Source organism: Paracoccus thiocyanatus (genome assembly GCF_900156255.1).
Taxonomy (GTDB): domain Bacteria; phylum Pseudomonadota; class Alphaproteobacteria; order Rhodobacterales; family Rhodobacteraceae; genus Paracoccus; species Paracoccus thiocyanatus.
The window spans coordinates 109244-123180 of sequence record NZ_FTMK01000002.1; the positions used below are offsets into that span (position 1 = coordinate 109244).

Below are 13937 nucleotides of genomic sequence, written 5' to 3' on the forward strand. Positions count from 1 at the left end.
GAGCGCGGAGAATGAAATACGGAATGACGTTCTGTAATATAGAACGAGAGGGGGAAACATGGCGCAGACATTGGCGCGGCGCGAATTGCGCCTGGAATCGCCGGACATGCAAGCGGCGCGGGCCATACCTTCGCAGGGGGCGATCGGCGCGGGCATCACGATTCGCAACGTGGTCAAGAATTACGGCGCCTTCGTCGCGGCAGACCGTATCAGCCTGGACATCGAGCCGGGCGAATTCATCACGCTGCTGGGCCCTTCGGGCAGCGGCAAGACCACGCTGCTGAACCTGCTGGCGGGTTTTCAGGCACCCGACGCCGGCGAGATCCTGGTCGATGGTGCGCCGATCCAGAACGTGCCGACGCATCGGCGCGGCTTTGGGATGGTGTTCCAAAGCTATGCGCTGTTTCCCAACATGACCGTGGCGCAGAACGTGGCCTTTCCCATGCGCATGGCCAAGATGGACCGCGCCACCAGCGACCGGCGCGTGGCGGAAACGCTGGAAATGATGCGGCTTTCGGACCATGCGGGCAAGCTGCCCTCGCAGATGTCGGGCGGCCAGCAGCAGCGCGTCGCCATCGCGCGCGCCATCGTCATGCGCCCGCGCGTCGTGCTGATGGACGAGCCGCTGAGCGCGCTTGACCGCCGGTTGCGCGAATCGATCCAGATCGAGATTCGCGAACTGCACCAGACCATCGGCAGCACCATCCTGTTCGTGACCCACGACCAGTCCGAGGCGCTGACCATGTCCGACCGCATTGCGGTGATGGATGCCGGCCATATCGTGCAGATCGCCCGCCCGGCCGAAATCTATCGCCGCCCGCAAAGCCGCTTCGTCGCCTCGTTCGTGGGGGAAAGCAACCTGATCGACGCGCAGGTGGTCGGACGCGACGGCCGGGTCCTGACGCTGCGCACGCCCGGCGGTCAAGTCTTCGAGGCGCAGTCGCGCCACGGCGTCCAGGACGACAGGGCCACGGTGCTGGTCCGCCCCGAACGCATCGCCCTGCATGACGCGCCGGTGCCGGGCAGCATGCCCGCGACCGTGACCTCGGCGCTGTTCCTGGGCGAGGTGCTGCGCATCGAGGTGGTGCTGGACGACGGCCAGACCCTGTTGATCCGCTGTCCCGACATCGCCGGGCGCGACCTGCCGGCGGTCGGCGCGCGCCTGAATGTCGGCTGGGGCGCGGCCGATAGCTGGGTGCTGTCATGACCCAGGCAAGCCTTGCCCCCGCCGCCCGCGCGGGCCTTGCGCAGCGGCTGAAGAACCCGGCGCTGCTGCTGGTGCCGGCGGTGCTGTTCCTGGCGCTGTTCTATCTGATGCCGCTGATCGACCTGTTCCGGGTCAGCATGTCCGGTCCGACCTGGTCCACGCATTTCGAGCGGGTGTTCTCGGTTCCGCTATACTGGGAATCGCTGCTGCGCACCATGCAGATCGCCTTTACGGTTGCCTGTCTTTGCGCGCTGCTGGGCTATCCGACGGCGCTGTTGATCCATCGCACGCGCGGGATCGTGCAGGTCCTGATCGCGACCGCGGTGATCCTGCCCTATTTCATCGCCATCCTGATCCGCACCTATGCCTGGATGGTGCTGCTGGGCCGCAACGGCCCGATCAACAAGCTGCTGCAAACGCTGGGGCTGATCGACACGCCGCTGGCGCTGCTGTTCAACCGCGGCTCGGTGCTGTTGGGCATGACCGCGGTGCTGCTGCCGCTGATGGTGCTGAGCATCTATGCATCCGTGGCGCGGCTGGACCAGGGGCTGACGCGGGCGGCGCTGGCCTCGGGCGCGGGGCCGCTGGCGGTGTTCTGGCGGGTGCTGCTGCCGCTGACCCTGCCCGGCATCGGCGCGGGGTTCTTGCTGGTCTTCGTGGCCGGGCTGGGTTTCTTCATCACCCCCACGCTGCTGGGGGGGCCTGGGGACCAGATGTTCGCCATGCACATCACCCAGCAAGCCGATTCCATCACCGGCGAGGGGTTCCTGCAAGCGCTGGCGGTGGTGCTGCTGGTGATCACGCTGGTCGTGGTCGGCCTGGCAGGCCGGATCATGGGTTTCCAATTCATCTGGGGCGGGGGCAAGCTGGGCGACGCGCCCGCCAAACCCGCCGCCGACAAGACCGCCCGCAGCCGGGCGCCGCGCCGCGGGCTTGCCATGGTGCTGGCCGATATGCTGGGCTGGCCGCTGCTGCGGCTGCTTGGCCGGCTGCCGGCCGGCTGGGGACGCGCCACGGTGTGGATCATGGGCGCCTGCGTGATTGTCACGGTCATCGTCCCGATCTTCGTCGTCATGGTGATCTCGTTCAGCAAGGCCAGCTACCTGACCTTCCCGCCGCCCGACTGGTCGCTGCGCTGGTATGAGAAATTCTTCTCGGACAGCAACTGGATGACGGCGTTTTGGAACTCGCTGGGCATCGCCTCGCTTTCGGCGGTGATCTCGGTCAGCCTGGGCGCGACGGCCGCCATGGGCATCGTGCGCAGCAATATCCGCCACAAATCGGCGCTGATGCTGCTGCTGGTCAGCCCGATGATCGTGCCGCCGGTGGTGCTGGGCCTGTCGCTTTACGCGCTGTTTCTGAAACTGGGGCTGGTGGGCACCTATCTGGGCCTGGCCGCCGCCCATGCCATCGGCGGCATCCCCATCGTGGTGGTGATCGTCGCGGCCTCGTTGCAGGCGGTGGACCAGCGGCTGGAACAGGGCGCCGCGGTGCATGGCGCCTCGCCGCTGACGGTGTTCCGCACGGTAACGCTGCCCGCCATCGCGCCGGGCCTGGCGGCGGCGGTGTTCTTTGCCTTCCTGCACTCGTTCGACGAACTCGTGCTGTCGCTGTTCCTGTCCAGCCCGCGGATGAAGACCCTGCCGCTGATGCTGTGGGCGGACATCAACTATCAGCTGAACCCGGTACTGGCCGTCGTCTCGACGCTGGAGGTGCTGCTGGTCGTGGGCGGAATCATCCTGGCCCGCCCGGTGCTGGCCCGCGGCAGGGCCGCGTGAACCGAAAGAAAACATCCAATGGAGGAGGATAAGATGCTTCGACCGAACAACAAGGCGACCGGCATGGTCTCGGCCCTGGCCCTGGCCACGCTGCTGGCCGCACCGGCCCTGGCCGAAGGCGAGGTGGTGATGCAGGATCCCGGCGGCGCCTATGGCGATGCGCTGCGCGAGGTGATGTACGATCCCTTTGAAAAGGAAACCGGCATCGACGTGGTGACGGTGCAAGAGGCGCGTTCCGGCCCCCGCATCAAGGCACAGGTCGATGCCGGAAAGACGGAATGGGACCTGACCTTCATCTTCGACCAGGAAACCAAGCTGCTGGGCGATTGCTGCCTGGCCGACATCGACTATTCCAAGCTGTCCGACGAGGCGCAGAAGACGCTGGCGACGATGCCTGACAACCTCAAGCGTCCCAAGGGCGTGGCCTTGCAGGTGATCGGCGTCGGCATGGTCTACAACACCGATGTCTATTCCGACCAGCAGCCGCAAAGCTGGGCCGATTTCTGGGATGTCGAGAAATTCCCCGGCAAGCGCTGCATGCCCGCCTGGCCGCGCTTTGTCATGGAGGCCGCGCTGATGGCCGATGGCGTGCCCAAGGAACAGATCTATCCCATCGACATGGACCGCGCGCTCAAGAAAATCGCCGAGATCAAGCCGCATGTGTCGAAATGGTGGACGACCTCGGCACAGGCGCCGCAACTGCTGCTGGACGGCGAGGCGGACCTGTGCATGTCCTATACCGGCTCGTCCTCGATCCTTGCGCTTGAGGGGGCGCCGCTCGAAGTCGAGTGGAACCAGGGCTTCGTCTATTACGACTTCTTCTCGATCCCCAAGGGCGCGCCGAATTACGACAATGCGCTGAAGCTCTTGTCCTGGCGGCTGGATGCCCCGCGCGCCGCCGAACTGACCTCGGTCTACCCGGTCGCGCTGCCCTCGCCGCTGGTCTACGAGGCGGCAGACCCGGAAATCAGCAAATACTGGGCCAACAATCCCGAAAACCTGGCCAAAGCCATCGAATGGAGCCCGGACTACTGGGGCGCCGCCTCGGGCCATGGCACCACCACGAACGAGGAATACGGCCAGGAACAGTTGAACGCGCTGCTGGCGCAATAGAAAGGCCCGGCCTGTTGGGCGACGCCCCCGGCCATGTATAACAATCGCGCGGGCCGTTCCGGCCCGTGCCAGCAAGGGAAGACCAAGCCGGACATGGACAAGGCATTTATAAAGGGTTTGCGGCTGATCGAGGCGCTTTCGCTAAGCGACCAGCCGCGTGGCGTTACCGATCTTGCCAATGAACTGGAACTGACGAAAAGCAACGTGCACCGCCTGCTGGCCACCCTGATATCGCAGGGCTATGTCCGGCAGGTGCCGCCGCAAAGCCATTATGCGCTGACCACGCGCATCTGGGAACTGGGCAGCCATGTGATCCGCCGGATGGATCTGACCCAGATCGCCCGCCCGGCGATGATCCGGCTGGCCGAACAGACCGGAGAGACCGTGCATCTGTCGGTGCTGGATGGCAGCGACGTGGTCTATCTGGACAAGATCGAAAGCGCGCATCACATCCGCGCCCATACCAGCGTCGGCGCCCGCGCGCCCGCCTATACGGTCGCCACCGGCAAGGCGATGCTGGCGCATATGCCCGACGACTACCTGGACCGTTTCGACGGGCGCATGATGCGCTATACCGACACCACGCGGACCACGCTGGCCGAACTGCGCGAGGATATCCGCCTGGCCCGCGAACAGGGCCACGCCCTTGTCCCCGAGGGCGAGTGGCGCGAAGGCATCGCCGCCTGCGCCTGCGCGGTCCTCAATCGCTCGGGCGAACTTGCGGGGGCCATCGGCATGTCCGGGCCCGATTCCCGCATCAAGCGCAAGCAGCTCAAGGAAATCGCTCCTCAGGTGATGCAGGCGGCGCGCGCCATCTCGCGCGCATTGGGCTACAACCCCCGCGACTGACATGCCGGGCTGCAAGAAAGGCCGGGCGCAAGAAAGGAACCACATGACCGCCGCATATCCCGACACCCTGCTGTTCATCGACGGCCAATGGCGGCCCGGCAAGGGCGGCCGCACCATCGCCGTGACCGACCCCGCGAACGACCAGGTGATCGGCCAGCTTGCTCATGCCGAGCGGCCCGACCTGGACGACGCCCTTGCCGCAGCCGAACGCGGCTTTCGCGCCTGGAGCGCGACCGGCGCCTTTGACCGCTGCCGCATCATGCGCCGTGCCGCCGACCTGCTGCGCGAGCGCGCCGATGCCATCGCCGCCATCATGACCCGCGAACAGGGCAAGCCGCTGGCCGAAGCCAGGGGCGAGACCATGGCGGCCGCCGATACCATCGACTGGTTCGCCGAAGAGGGCCGCCGCGCCTATGGCCAGATCATCCCGGCGCGCGCGGCGGGGGTCACGCAGATGGCGATCAAGCTGCCGGTCGGGCCGGTCGCCGCCTTCACGCCGTGGAATTTCCCGATCAACCAGGTGGTGCGCAAGCTGTCGGGGGCGCTGGCGGCGGGCTGCTCGATCATCGTCAAGGCGCCCGAGGAAACCCCGGCATCGCCGGCCGAACTGATCCGCGCCTTTGCCGATGCCGGCCTGCCGGCGGGCGTGGCCAACCTGGTCTTCGGCGTGCCGGCCGAAATCTCGGAATACCTGATCGCGCATCCGGTGATCCGCAAGATTTCCTTCACCGGCTCGACGCCGGTCGGCAAGCATCTGGCCGCCCTGGCGGGCCAGCACATGAAGCGCGCGACGATGGAACTGGGCGGCCACGCGCCGGTCATCGTCTGCGAGGATGCCGACATCGCCCGCGCGGCGCAGATCATGGCGGGCAGCAAGCTGCGCAATGCCGGCCAGGTCTGCGTCTCGCCCACGCGCTTTCTGGTGCAGGGTCCGGCATTCGAACCCTTCCTGGACGATTTCAGCGCTGCCTTGGCCAAGGCGCGGACCGGCAACGGTTTCGACCGGGACGTGCAGATGGGGCCCTTGGCCAATGACCGCCGCGTCGCCGCGCTGCAATCGCTGGTCGCCGATGCGGTCGAACAGGGCGCGCGCCTGGTCACCGGCGGCGAAAGGATCGGCAATAGCGGCAATTTCTTTGCCCCGACGGTCCTCGCGGATGTGCCGCTGTCGGCGCGGATCATGCATGAGGAACCCTTTGGCCCGGTCGCGGTGGTCAACCGCTTTGCCACTCTGGACGAAGCCATTGTCGAAGCGAACCGCCTGCCTTTCGGCTTGGCCTCCTATGCCTTCACCCGTTCCGCCCAGGCGATGCAGCGGCTGGGACTGGAAATCGACGCCGGCATGACCACGATCAACCACCTGGGGCTGGCATTGCCGGAAGTGCCCTTTGGCGGCGTTCGCGAATCCGGCTATGGCACCGAAGGCGGCTCCGAGGCGATCGACGCCTATCTCGTCACCAAGTTCGTGACGCAGATGCCCGGCTAAGGGGGGCCTGCGGCAAGGCCGCCTTTCCGGCAAGCCGGGCCCCGCGCGCCGCCCGCGGCTTTCGGCGCGGCCCTTCGGACGCGGTCGCTTGCCGTGACCGGCCGGCCATCTTCCGTGTCGAAATATCCTCGGGGGGTCCGGGGGGCGACGCGCCCCCGGCCGCGGCGGCTCAACGCTCCATCGCCTCCAATTCGTCGATAAAGCCTTCGATCATCGCCAGCCCCTTGTCCCAGAAGGCCGGGTCCGAGGCGTCAAGCCCGAAAGGCGCCAGCAATTCCTTGTGATGGCGCGAGCCGCCTGCCGCCAGCATGTCGAAATATTTCGCCTGGAAGTCCGGCAGCCCCTCTTCGTAGGCGGCGTAAAGCGCGTTCACCAGCCCGTCGCCAAAGGCATAGGCATAGACGTAAAAGGGCGAATGCACGAAATGCGGCACATAGGTCCAGAACGTCTCGTATCCCGGCATGAACTCAAAGGCGTCGCCCAGGCTTTCGGCCTGCACCGACATCCACAGCGCGTTGATGTCTTCGGGCGTCAACTCGCCCTTGGCGCGCGCGGCATGCAGCTTGCATTCGAAATCATAGAAGGCGATCTGGCGCACCACGGTGTTGATCATGTCCTCGACCTTGCCGGCCAGCAGCGCCTTGCGCTGCGCCCTGTCGGCGGTGCGGGCCAGAAGCGCGCGGAAGGTCAGCATCTCGCCAAAGACGCTTGCGGTCTCGGCCAGGGTCAGCGGGGTCGCGGCCAGCAGTTCCCCTTGCCCGGCCGCCAGGCGCTGGTGGACGCCATGGCCCAGCTCATGCGCCAGCGTCATCACGTCGCGCGGCTTGCCCAGATAGTTCAGCAGCACATAGGGATGGACGGTGGTCACGGTCGGATGGGCAAAGGCGCCGGGCGCCTTGCCGGGCTTCACCCCCGCGTCGATCCAGCCTTTCTCGAAAAAGGGCTGCGCCAGGTCCGCCAGTTTGGGCGAAAAGCCCGCATAGGCGTCCAGCACCGTCGCCTGCGCCTCGGCCCAGGGGATCAGCCGCGGGCTTTCGCTGGGCAGCGGCGCGTTGCGGTCCCAGACTTGCAGCCTGTCCAGTCCAAGCCAGCGCGCCTTGAGCCGGTAGTAGCGGTGCGACAGGCGCGGATAGGCGGCGGTGACGGCGTTGCGCAGCGCCTCGACCACCTCGGGCTCGACATGGTTCGACAGGTGCCGCGCCGTCTGCGGCGTCGGCATCTTGCGCCACTTGTCCTCGATGGATTTTTCCTTGGCGAGCGTGTTGTGGATGCGGGCGAAAAGCTTGACGTTGCTGCCGAAGACCTGGGCCAGGGCGCGGGCGCCGGCCTCGCGCCGGGCGCGGTCGTGGTCGGTCAGCAGGTTCAGCGTGGCCTCCAGCCCCAGCTCCTCGCCCTCCACGTCAAAGGTCAGGCCGGCGGTGGTTTCGTCGAAAAGCCGGTTCCAGGCCGATGCGCCGACCACGGAATTGTCGTGCAAGAACCGTTCCAGCTCGTTCGATAGCTGATAGGGGCGCATGGCGCGCATGCGGTCGAAGACCGGCTTGTAGCGGGCCGGACCGTTCGGCGCGGCAAAGATTTCCTCGTAGCGCGCATCGGGGATGCGGTTGAACTCCAGGCTGAAGAAGACCAGCTTGGCGGTCGCCGCGGTGATGCGGTCCTGAAGATCGCCCATCTGCTTGGCGCGGGCCGAATCGGTGGTGTTCTGGTAATAGCGCAGCCCGGCATAGGACATGACCCGGCCGGCCAGGATGTCGATTTCCTGGTAGCGCTCGATGCAGTCCAGCATCTTGCCGGCGTCAAGCGAGGCCAGCTTGCCGTCATAGTCGCGGGCAAAGGTGCAGCAGGCGGTTTCCACCGCCTTCACGTCCCGGTCCAGTTCGGGGGAATCGGGGGCGGGGTAAAGATCGCCCAGGTCCCATTGCGGCAGCGCGCCCAGATCGGGGGTGCGGGCAGCGACGGCCAGGGCGTTCTCGTCGCGCGGCAGGATACGGTCCAGGGAATTTCGGGCAGAAATCGTCATGATCGGTCCTTTCATCTGGTTCCAGATGTGACCTCTGCGCGGCCGGGCTGCAAGCCATGGATGGCATAAGCGGCGCTGCCATGGCGCCGTCAGCCGGCCGGGACGGCGCCGAAATGGGCCAGGGCGGTGGCAAGGAAGCGGTCGCGGACCGGCGCGCGCTCCATCATCGGCTCGTGGCGGCAATCGGCCAGCTCCAGCAGCGTCGCGCCGGGCCATGCGGCGGCGCGGGCGCGGATCGCGGCGGCCGAGACGATGGCCTCGCGGTCGCCCAGCGCGATCAGCGCCGGCAGCGCGGGCGGGGGCAGGGCGGCCAGGCGCCGGCATTCCAGCAGCGCCGCGCACAGCCAGTCGTTGCTGGCGCCGCCGACGGAAATATCGGGCCAGGCCGCGGCTTCGGCCACCAGCCGCCCCCAGCGCTGGCCGTCGCCGGTCAACAGGTTGCCGCGGAACGGGTCCACCAGGACAAAGCTGTCCTCGCCGCCGGCGCCGGGCGCCGGATGGCCGCCGCGGCCCAGCCATTGCCCCAGGCGGGCGGTGGCCAGCGCCAGCGCCGCGGGGACGCGGCGCAGGTTGATGCCCCACATCGGCGCGGAAAACACCGCGTCCTGGACCGGCAGGCCGGCGTCAAGCGCCGCCAGGCCGATGGCCCCGCCCATGGAATGCGCCAGCAGATGCCAGGGGCGCGGCAGGTCCAGTTCCTGCGCCGCGATCACCAGTTCCACCACATCGCGCTGGTAATCGGCGAAATCGCCGATATGGCCGGGCCGCGCATTGTCTTGCAGCCGGTCCGACATGCCCTGGCCGCGCCAGTCCAGCGCCAGGACGTCCAGCCCGGCGGCATTCAGGTCGGCGGCGATCCCGTCGTATTTTTCCAGGTATTCCGTGCGGCCCGGAAACAGCAATACCGTCCCCGAGCCGCCGCCCGCCGCCCAATGCGCCGCGCGCAGGCGCACCCCGTCATCGGCCCGCAGCCAAAAGGCGCGGGCCTGGGGCATCGGGTCGCCCGGCAGCGTGTTGTAGGGTGCGGGCTTCATCGTCGTCTAGGACAGCAGCGCCCCCAGCTTCATCGCCGCGCCCATCGAGCCGTCGACCCGCAGCTTGCCGGTCATGAAGGCGGTGGTCGGGTTCACGTCGCCCGACAGCAGCCCCTCGAAGGTCTCGCGGCTGGCGGTCAGCGTCACCTCGGCCTCGTCATCGCCTGCGCGCGCGCCGTTCTCGTCGATATAGACCGAGCCTTCGCCCTCGATGACGAACTTGGCGGTGCCGTCGAAGCCCTTGGCCTTTTCGTCCAGCGCGGCCACGGCGCCTTCGATGACCTTGCTCATTCTCGCGATCTCCTGTTCTCGTGTCTGGAATTAGACGATGGGGAAAGTTACATGGGGATTATGCTTTTGCCAGTCCCCCATTTCCATCCTGCCGTCGCGGCAGCGCTTCTCCTGGGGCTGGCGGGCCTGGGGGCTGTCCTGCCGGCGCAGGCCGCACCGCCGGCGACCGCCGTCCAGGACCAGGCGCCGGGGCCGGCGCCCGACGCGGATCCCGATGCGCTGCCCCAGGGGCCGCTTGCCGAACCCGCCCCCCCGGCCGAGCCGACGGATGCCGCGCGGCTGCGCGCGCGCGAGGATCTGGACCTGCTGTTCGCCGAACTGGCCCAGCCGGGCGGCGAGACATGGGCGCGGGCCGAATCCGACATCATCCGCATCTGGTCGCGTTCGGGATCGGCGGTGACGGACCTGCTTTACAAGCGCGGCGAATCGGCGCTGGACGCCGGCGACACGGCCGCCGCCATCGGCCATTTGACCGCTTTGACCGATCACGCACCGGATTTCGCCGCCGGCTGGCATCTGCGCGCCGTGGCCTTCTACCTGGACGGCGATCCGGGCCCCGCGCTTTCCGATCTGGGCCAGGCGCTGCGGCTGGAGCCGCGGCATTTCGGCGCCCTGACCCAGCTTGGCGCCATTCTCGAGGAACTGGGCGACGACCGCGGGGCGCTGTCGGCCTTTCGCAAAAGCCTGAAGATCCATCCCCATCAACAAGAGGCGCTGGATGCGGTCCGCCGCCTCGAACGCCAGACGCAGGGCACGGACGCCTGACATGCAGGACAGATCGCGGGTCACGGCCGTCCTTGGCCCGACCAATACCGGCAAGACCCATTATGCCATCGACCGGATGCTGGCGCATCGCACCGGGGTCATCGGCCTGCCGCTGCGCCTGCTGGCGCGCGAGGTCTATGACCGTATCGTCAAGGCGCGCGGCCCCTCGGTCGTGGCGCTGGTCACCGGCGAAGAGCGGATCGTGCCCGAGCGGGTGCAATACTGGGTCGCCACCACCGAGGCCATGCCCGAGGTCGGCGCCGATTTCGTCGCCATCGACGAGATCCAGCTTTGCGCCGACCCCGAACGCGGCCATGTCTTTACCGACCGTCTGCTGAACATGCGGGGCTTGCACGAAACCCTGCTGCTGGGCAGCGACACCATGCGCCCCGCCATCGCCGCGCTGGTGCCGCAGGCGCAGTTCATGCGGCGCGAGCGGTTTTCGGCGCTGTCCTGGGCCGGCTCGAAAAAGATCAGCCGGATGCCGCCGCGTTCGGCCATCGTCTGCTTCTCGGTCGAAGAGGTCTATGCCACGGCCGAGCTGATCCGCCGGCAAAAGGGCGGCTGCGCCGTGGTCATGGGCGCGCTGTCGCCCCGGACCCGCAACGCCCAGGTCGCGATGTATCAGCAGGGCGAGGTCGATTACCTGGTCGCCACCGACGCCATCGGCATGGGGCTGAACCTGGATATCCGCCACATCGCCTTTTCCGCGACCGAGAAATTCGACGGCCGCCGCTATCGCCCGCTGTTCCCGCACGAGCTGGGCCAGATCGCCGGCCGCGCCGGGCGCCATACCGAGCCGGGCACCTTTGGCGTGACCGGCGACGCCTCGCCGCTGGAGGAAGGCTTGGTCGAGGCCATCGAGAACCACCGCTTCCAGCCCATCGCGCGGTTGATGTGGCGCAATGCGGCGCTGGAATTCGGCACGGTCGAGCGGTTGCTGCAAAGCCTTGAGACCGCGCCGCAGTCGGAATGGCTGGCGCGGGGGCGCGAGGCGGACGACATGCGCGCGCTCAAGGCGCTGTCGTCGATGCCGGAAATCCGCGACCAGGTGACGCATCCGCGCGACGTGCGGCTGCTGTGGGATGTCTGCCGGATCCCGGATTTCCGCGGCATCTCGCCGGTGGAACATGCGACCCTGTTGGCGCGGATCTTCGGCTTCCTGCGCGAGGGCGGCGTTCCGGGCGACTGGCTGGCGGGGCAGATCGGCCGTATCGACCGAGTTCAGGGCGATATCGACACATTGTCGAAACGATTGGCATATATCCGCACCTGGACCTATGTCGCCCAGCGTTCGGGCTGGGTGTCGGACGAAAGTCATTGGCGCGCCGAGACGCGCGCGGTAGAAGATCGGTTGTCGGACGCGTTACACGCGGCGCTGACGCAAAGATTCGTGGACCGGCGCACCTCTGTGCTGCTGCGCCGGCTCAAACAGAAGGAGAGCCTTTTGGCCGAGGTGAATGACAAGGGCGAAGTAACGGTCGAGGGCGAATTCGCCGGCCGTCTGGAAGGCTTCCGCTTCCACGCCGATCCGAGCGCAACCGGGGACGAGGCGCGGATGCTGCAACGCGCCGCCTATGAGGCGCTGCGCCCCGAATTCCATCTGCGCGCCGACCGTTTCTATAACGCGCCGGATACCGAGCTGGACTTCACCGAACAGGGCGGCCTGATGTGGGGCGCCTCGGCGGTGGGCAAGCTGGTCAAGGGCACCGAGGCGCTGAAGCCCGGCGTCGAACCCTTCGTCGACGAAGAGGCCGGCGCCGAGATCGCCGAAAAGGTGCGCCGCCGCCTTCAGCATTTCGTGGACCGCAAGATCGCCACGCTGTTCGAGCCGCTTCTGGCGCTCAGGAACGACGAGACGCTGACCGGCCTGGCGCGCGGCTTCGGCTTTCGCCTGCTTGAATCCTTTGGCGTGCTGCCGCGCGAAGGCGTCGCGGCCGAGGTCAAGGAGCTTGACCAGGAGGCGCGCGGCCTTTTGCGCAAGCATGGCGTGCGCTTCGGCCAGTTCACCATCTTCCAGCCGGCGCTGCTGAAGCCGGCGCCGACCCGGCTGCGGCTGGTGCTGTGGGGGCTGGACCAGGGCCTGGCCGAGTTTCCCGAAAGCCCGCCGCCCGGCCTGGTGACGATCCCCAACCTGCCCGACGTTCCCAAGGGCTATTACACGCTGTCGGGCTATCACCCGGCCGGCGAACGCGCGATCCGCATCGACATGCTGGAGCGGCTGGCCGACATGCTGCGCAGCCAGGACAGCCGCGGCGGCTTTGAGGCGACGCCGGACATGCTGTCGATCACCGGCATGACCCTGGAACAGTTCGCCGGGCTGATGCAGGGCTTGGGCTATCGCGCCGAGCGGGCGGAGCGCGCCAAGGCCCGCGCCGAAACCCCGCCCGAGCCGGCGCCCGAAACCCCCGCCGAGCCGGCCGATCACGAACATCCGCTGACCGAAGAGGAAAGCGTCCTGGCCGCCGAGACCCGTGCCAAGTGGGAGGCCGAGCAGGCCGCCCGCAAGGCGGCCGAGGCCGAGCAGGCCGAACAGGCCGCCAGCGCGGCCGGGGCCGAACAGGCCGCCAGCGCGGCGGGGGCCGAGCCGACCGCTGCGGCCCAAGCCCAGGCCGAGGACGGCGGCGAATCGCCCGCAGCCGAGCCGGCGCAAGCCCCGGCGCCCGAGATGGAAGTGTTCTACACCTTCACCTGGGCGCCGCGTCCGCGCGGCGGGCACCGCCGGCCGGAACGCGCCGAGCGCCAGGGGCAGGGCCAGGCGCAGGCCCGACCGCAGGGCGAACGCGGCCCGCGCCGCGAGCGCGAGGCGGGACAGGAGAACCGCCGCGACGGCAAGCCTTTCGAAGGAAAGCGCCGCGACGACCAGCGCGGCGAACGGGGCGAGCGCGGCCCCAAAGGCAAGCCCAAGGGCAAGCCGCGCCATGACGGGCCGAAAACATTCGAAGCCCGCCCGCCGCGGGCCGAGAAAAAGGCCGATCCCGACAGCCCCTTTGCCATTCTGGCCGCGCTCAAGAACAAGACGTGAGCACAGAGGGCGCGGCAAGCATCCGGCTGGACCGCTGGCTGCATCATGCGCGGCTGTTCAAGACACGCACCCTGGCCGCCGATGCGATCGGCGGCGGGGGCATCCGGCTGAACGGGCAATCTTGCAGCAAGCCGGCCCAGGCGGTGCGGGGCGGCGACACCGTCACCCTGTCCGCCCATGGCCGGGTGCGGGTGCTGCGCGTGCTTCAACTGGGCGAAAGGCGCGGCCCGGCCAGCGAAGCGGCGACGCTTTACCAGGAACTCTAGCCGGCCCCTTGCGCGTTCGGGAACCGGGTTCCCCGTGCCGGCCTTGCGGCAGAACGTCATCCCGACCTGGCGGTGCGCGTGCCCTATCCTCGTCTTTTCGGCC

General features: G+C 68.0%; 11 protein-coding genes. 8 read left to right on the plus strand and 3 right to left on the minus strand.

The genetic code is table 11. From position 1 onward, the window contains the following. The first annotated feature begins 58 nt into the window (after window positions 1–58). The 5 genes from F3H32_RS01935 (at window position 59) to F3H32_RS01955 (ending at window position 6433) form a co-directional block, all read left to right on the plus strand. The gene (locus F3H32_RS01935; protein WP_149763926.1) at window positions 59–1207 is read left to right on the plus strand and encodes an ABC transporter ATP-binding protein; all 1149 of its coding nucleotides are present in this window, start codon (window positions 59–61) and stop codon (window positions 1205–1207) included. Beyond that, complete coding sequence (locus F3H32_RS01940) at window positions 1204–2985, plus strand: ABC transporter permease subunit (RefSeq protein WP_149763928.1); 1782 nt, start codon at window positions 1204–1206, stop codon at window positions 2983–2985. Before F3H32_RS01935 ends, F3H32_RS01940 begins: the two co-directional genes overlap by 4 nt. Window positions 2986–3018: 33 nt before the next feature. Continuing rightward, window positions 3019–4098, plus strand: coding sequence for an extracellular solute-binding protein (locus F3H32_RS01945; protein ID WP_115756439.1), 1080 nt, complete (start codon window positions 3019–3021; stop codon window positions 4096–4098). Window positions 4099–4191: 93 nt separating this feature from the next. Next, window positions 4192–4947, plus strand: a complete 756-nt coding sequence (locus F3H32_RS01950; protein ID WP_149763930.1) for an IclR family transcriptional regulator — start codon at window positions 4192–4194, stop codon at window positions 4945–4947. A 43-nt stretch (window positions 4948–4990) separates the two neighbouring features. Beyond that, window positions 4991–6433, plus strand: a complete 1443-nt coding sequence (locus tag F3H32_RS01955; protein WP_149763932.1) for an NAD-dependent succinate-semialdehyde dehydrogenase — start codon at window positions 4991–4993, stop codon at window positions 6431–6433. Between the two features lie 169 nt (window positions 6434–6602). Here the strand turns inward: F3H32_RS01955 and F3H32_RS01960 are convergent, their stop codons facing one another. The 3 genes from F3H32_RS01960 to F3H32_RS01970 all read right to left on the minus strand — a co-directional run bounded on the left by F3H32_RS01960 (window position 6603) and on the right by F3H32_RS01970 (window position 9778). Beyond that, complete coding sequence (locus tag F3H32_RS01960; RefSeq protein ID WP_223191318.1) at window positions 6603–8453, minus strand: M3 family oligoendopeptidase; 1851 nt, start codon at window positions 8451–8453, stop codon at window positions 6603–6605. An 89-nt stretch (window positions 8454–8542) separates the two neighbouring features. Next, window positions 8543–9487, minus strand: coding sequence for an alpha/beta hydrolase (locus F3H32_RS01965; protein WP_149763934.1), 945 nt, complete (start codon window positions 9485–9487; stop codon window positions 8543–8545). A gap of 6 nt (window positions 9488–9493) precedes the next feature. After that, entirely contained in the window at window positions 9494–9778 is a 285-nt protein-coding gene (locus F3H32_RS01970; protein WP_149763936.1) for an SCP2 sterol-binding domain-containing protein, read from the minus strand. Between the two features lie 60 nt (window positions 9779–9838). Here F3H32_RS01970 and F3H32_RS01975 point away from each other — a divergent pair, with 60 nt between their 5' ends. From F3H32_RS01975 to F3H32_RS01985, 3 genes are read left to right on the plus strand one after another with little or no spacing between them, the layout of a single operon-like run. Further along, a complete protein-coding gene (locus F3H32_RS01975) occupies window positions 9839–10543 on the plus strand; it encodes a tetratricopeptide repeat protein (RefSeq protein ID WP_223191319.1) in 705 nt (234 codons plus the stop codon). Between the two features lies 1 nt (window position 10544). Beyond that, window positions 10545–13568 (plus strand): helicase-related protein, encoded by a 3024-nt coding sequence (locus F3H32_RS01980; RefSeq protein ID WP_149763940.1) that lies wholly within the window; start codon window positions 10545–10547, stop codon window positions 13566–13568. Further along, window positions 13565–13834, plus strand: a complete 270-nt coding sequence (locus F3H32_RS01985) for an RNA-binding S4 domain-containing protein (protein ID WP_149763941.1) — start codon at window positions 13565–13567, stop codon at window positions 13832–13834. Before F3H32_RS01980 ends, F3H32_RS01985 begins: the two co-directional genes overlap by 4 nt. The last annotated feature ends 103 nt before the right edge of the window (window positions 13835–13937 follow it).

Bases quoted from the DNA above. Each gene is read 5' to 3' on its own strand.
- F3H32_RS01960 (WP_223191318.1), bottom strand. From the start codon at position 8,453: ATGACGATTTCTGCCCGAAATTCCCTGGACCGTATCCTGCCGCGCGAC.
- F3H32_RS01970 (WP_149763936.1), bottom strand. From the start codon at position 9,778: ATGAGCAAGGTCATCGAAGGCGCCGTGGCCGCGCTGGACGAAAAGGCC.
- F3H32_RS01945 (WP_115756439.1), top strand. From the start codon at position 3,019: ATGCTTCGACCGAACAACAAGGCGACCGGCATGGTCTCGGCCCTGGCC.
- F3H32_RS01955 (WP_149763932.1), top strand. From the start codon at position 4,991: ATGACCGCCGCATATCCCGACACCCTGCTGTTCATCGACGGCCAATGG.
- F3H32_RS01940 (WP_149763928.1), top strand. From the start codon at position 1,204: ATGACCCAGGCAAGCCTTGCCCCCGCCGCCCGCGCGGGCCTTGCGCAG.
- F3H32_RS01950 (WP_149763930.1), top strand. From the start codon at position 4,192: ATGGACAAGGCATTTATAAAGGGTTTGCGGCTGATCGAGGCGCTTTCG.
- F3H32_RS01980 (WP_149763940.1), top strand. From the start codon at position 10,545: ATGCAGGACAGATCGCGGGTCACGGCCGTCCTTGGCCCGACCAATACC.
- F3H32_RS01965 (WP_149763934.1), bottom strand. From the start codon at position 9,487: ATGAAGCCCGCACCCTACAACACGCTGCCGGGCGACCCGATGCCCCAG.
- F3H32_RS01975 (WP_223191319.1), top strand. From the start codon at position 9,839: ATGCTTTTGCCAGTCCCCCATTTCCATCCTGCCGTCGCGGCAGCGCTT.
- F3H32_RS01935 (WP_149763926.1), top strand. From the start codon at position 59: ATGGCGCAGACATTGGCGCGGCGCGAATTGCGCCTGGAATCGCCGGAC.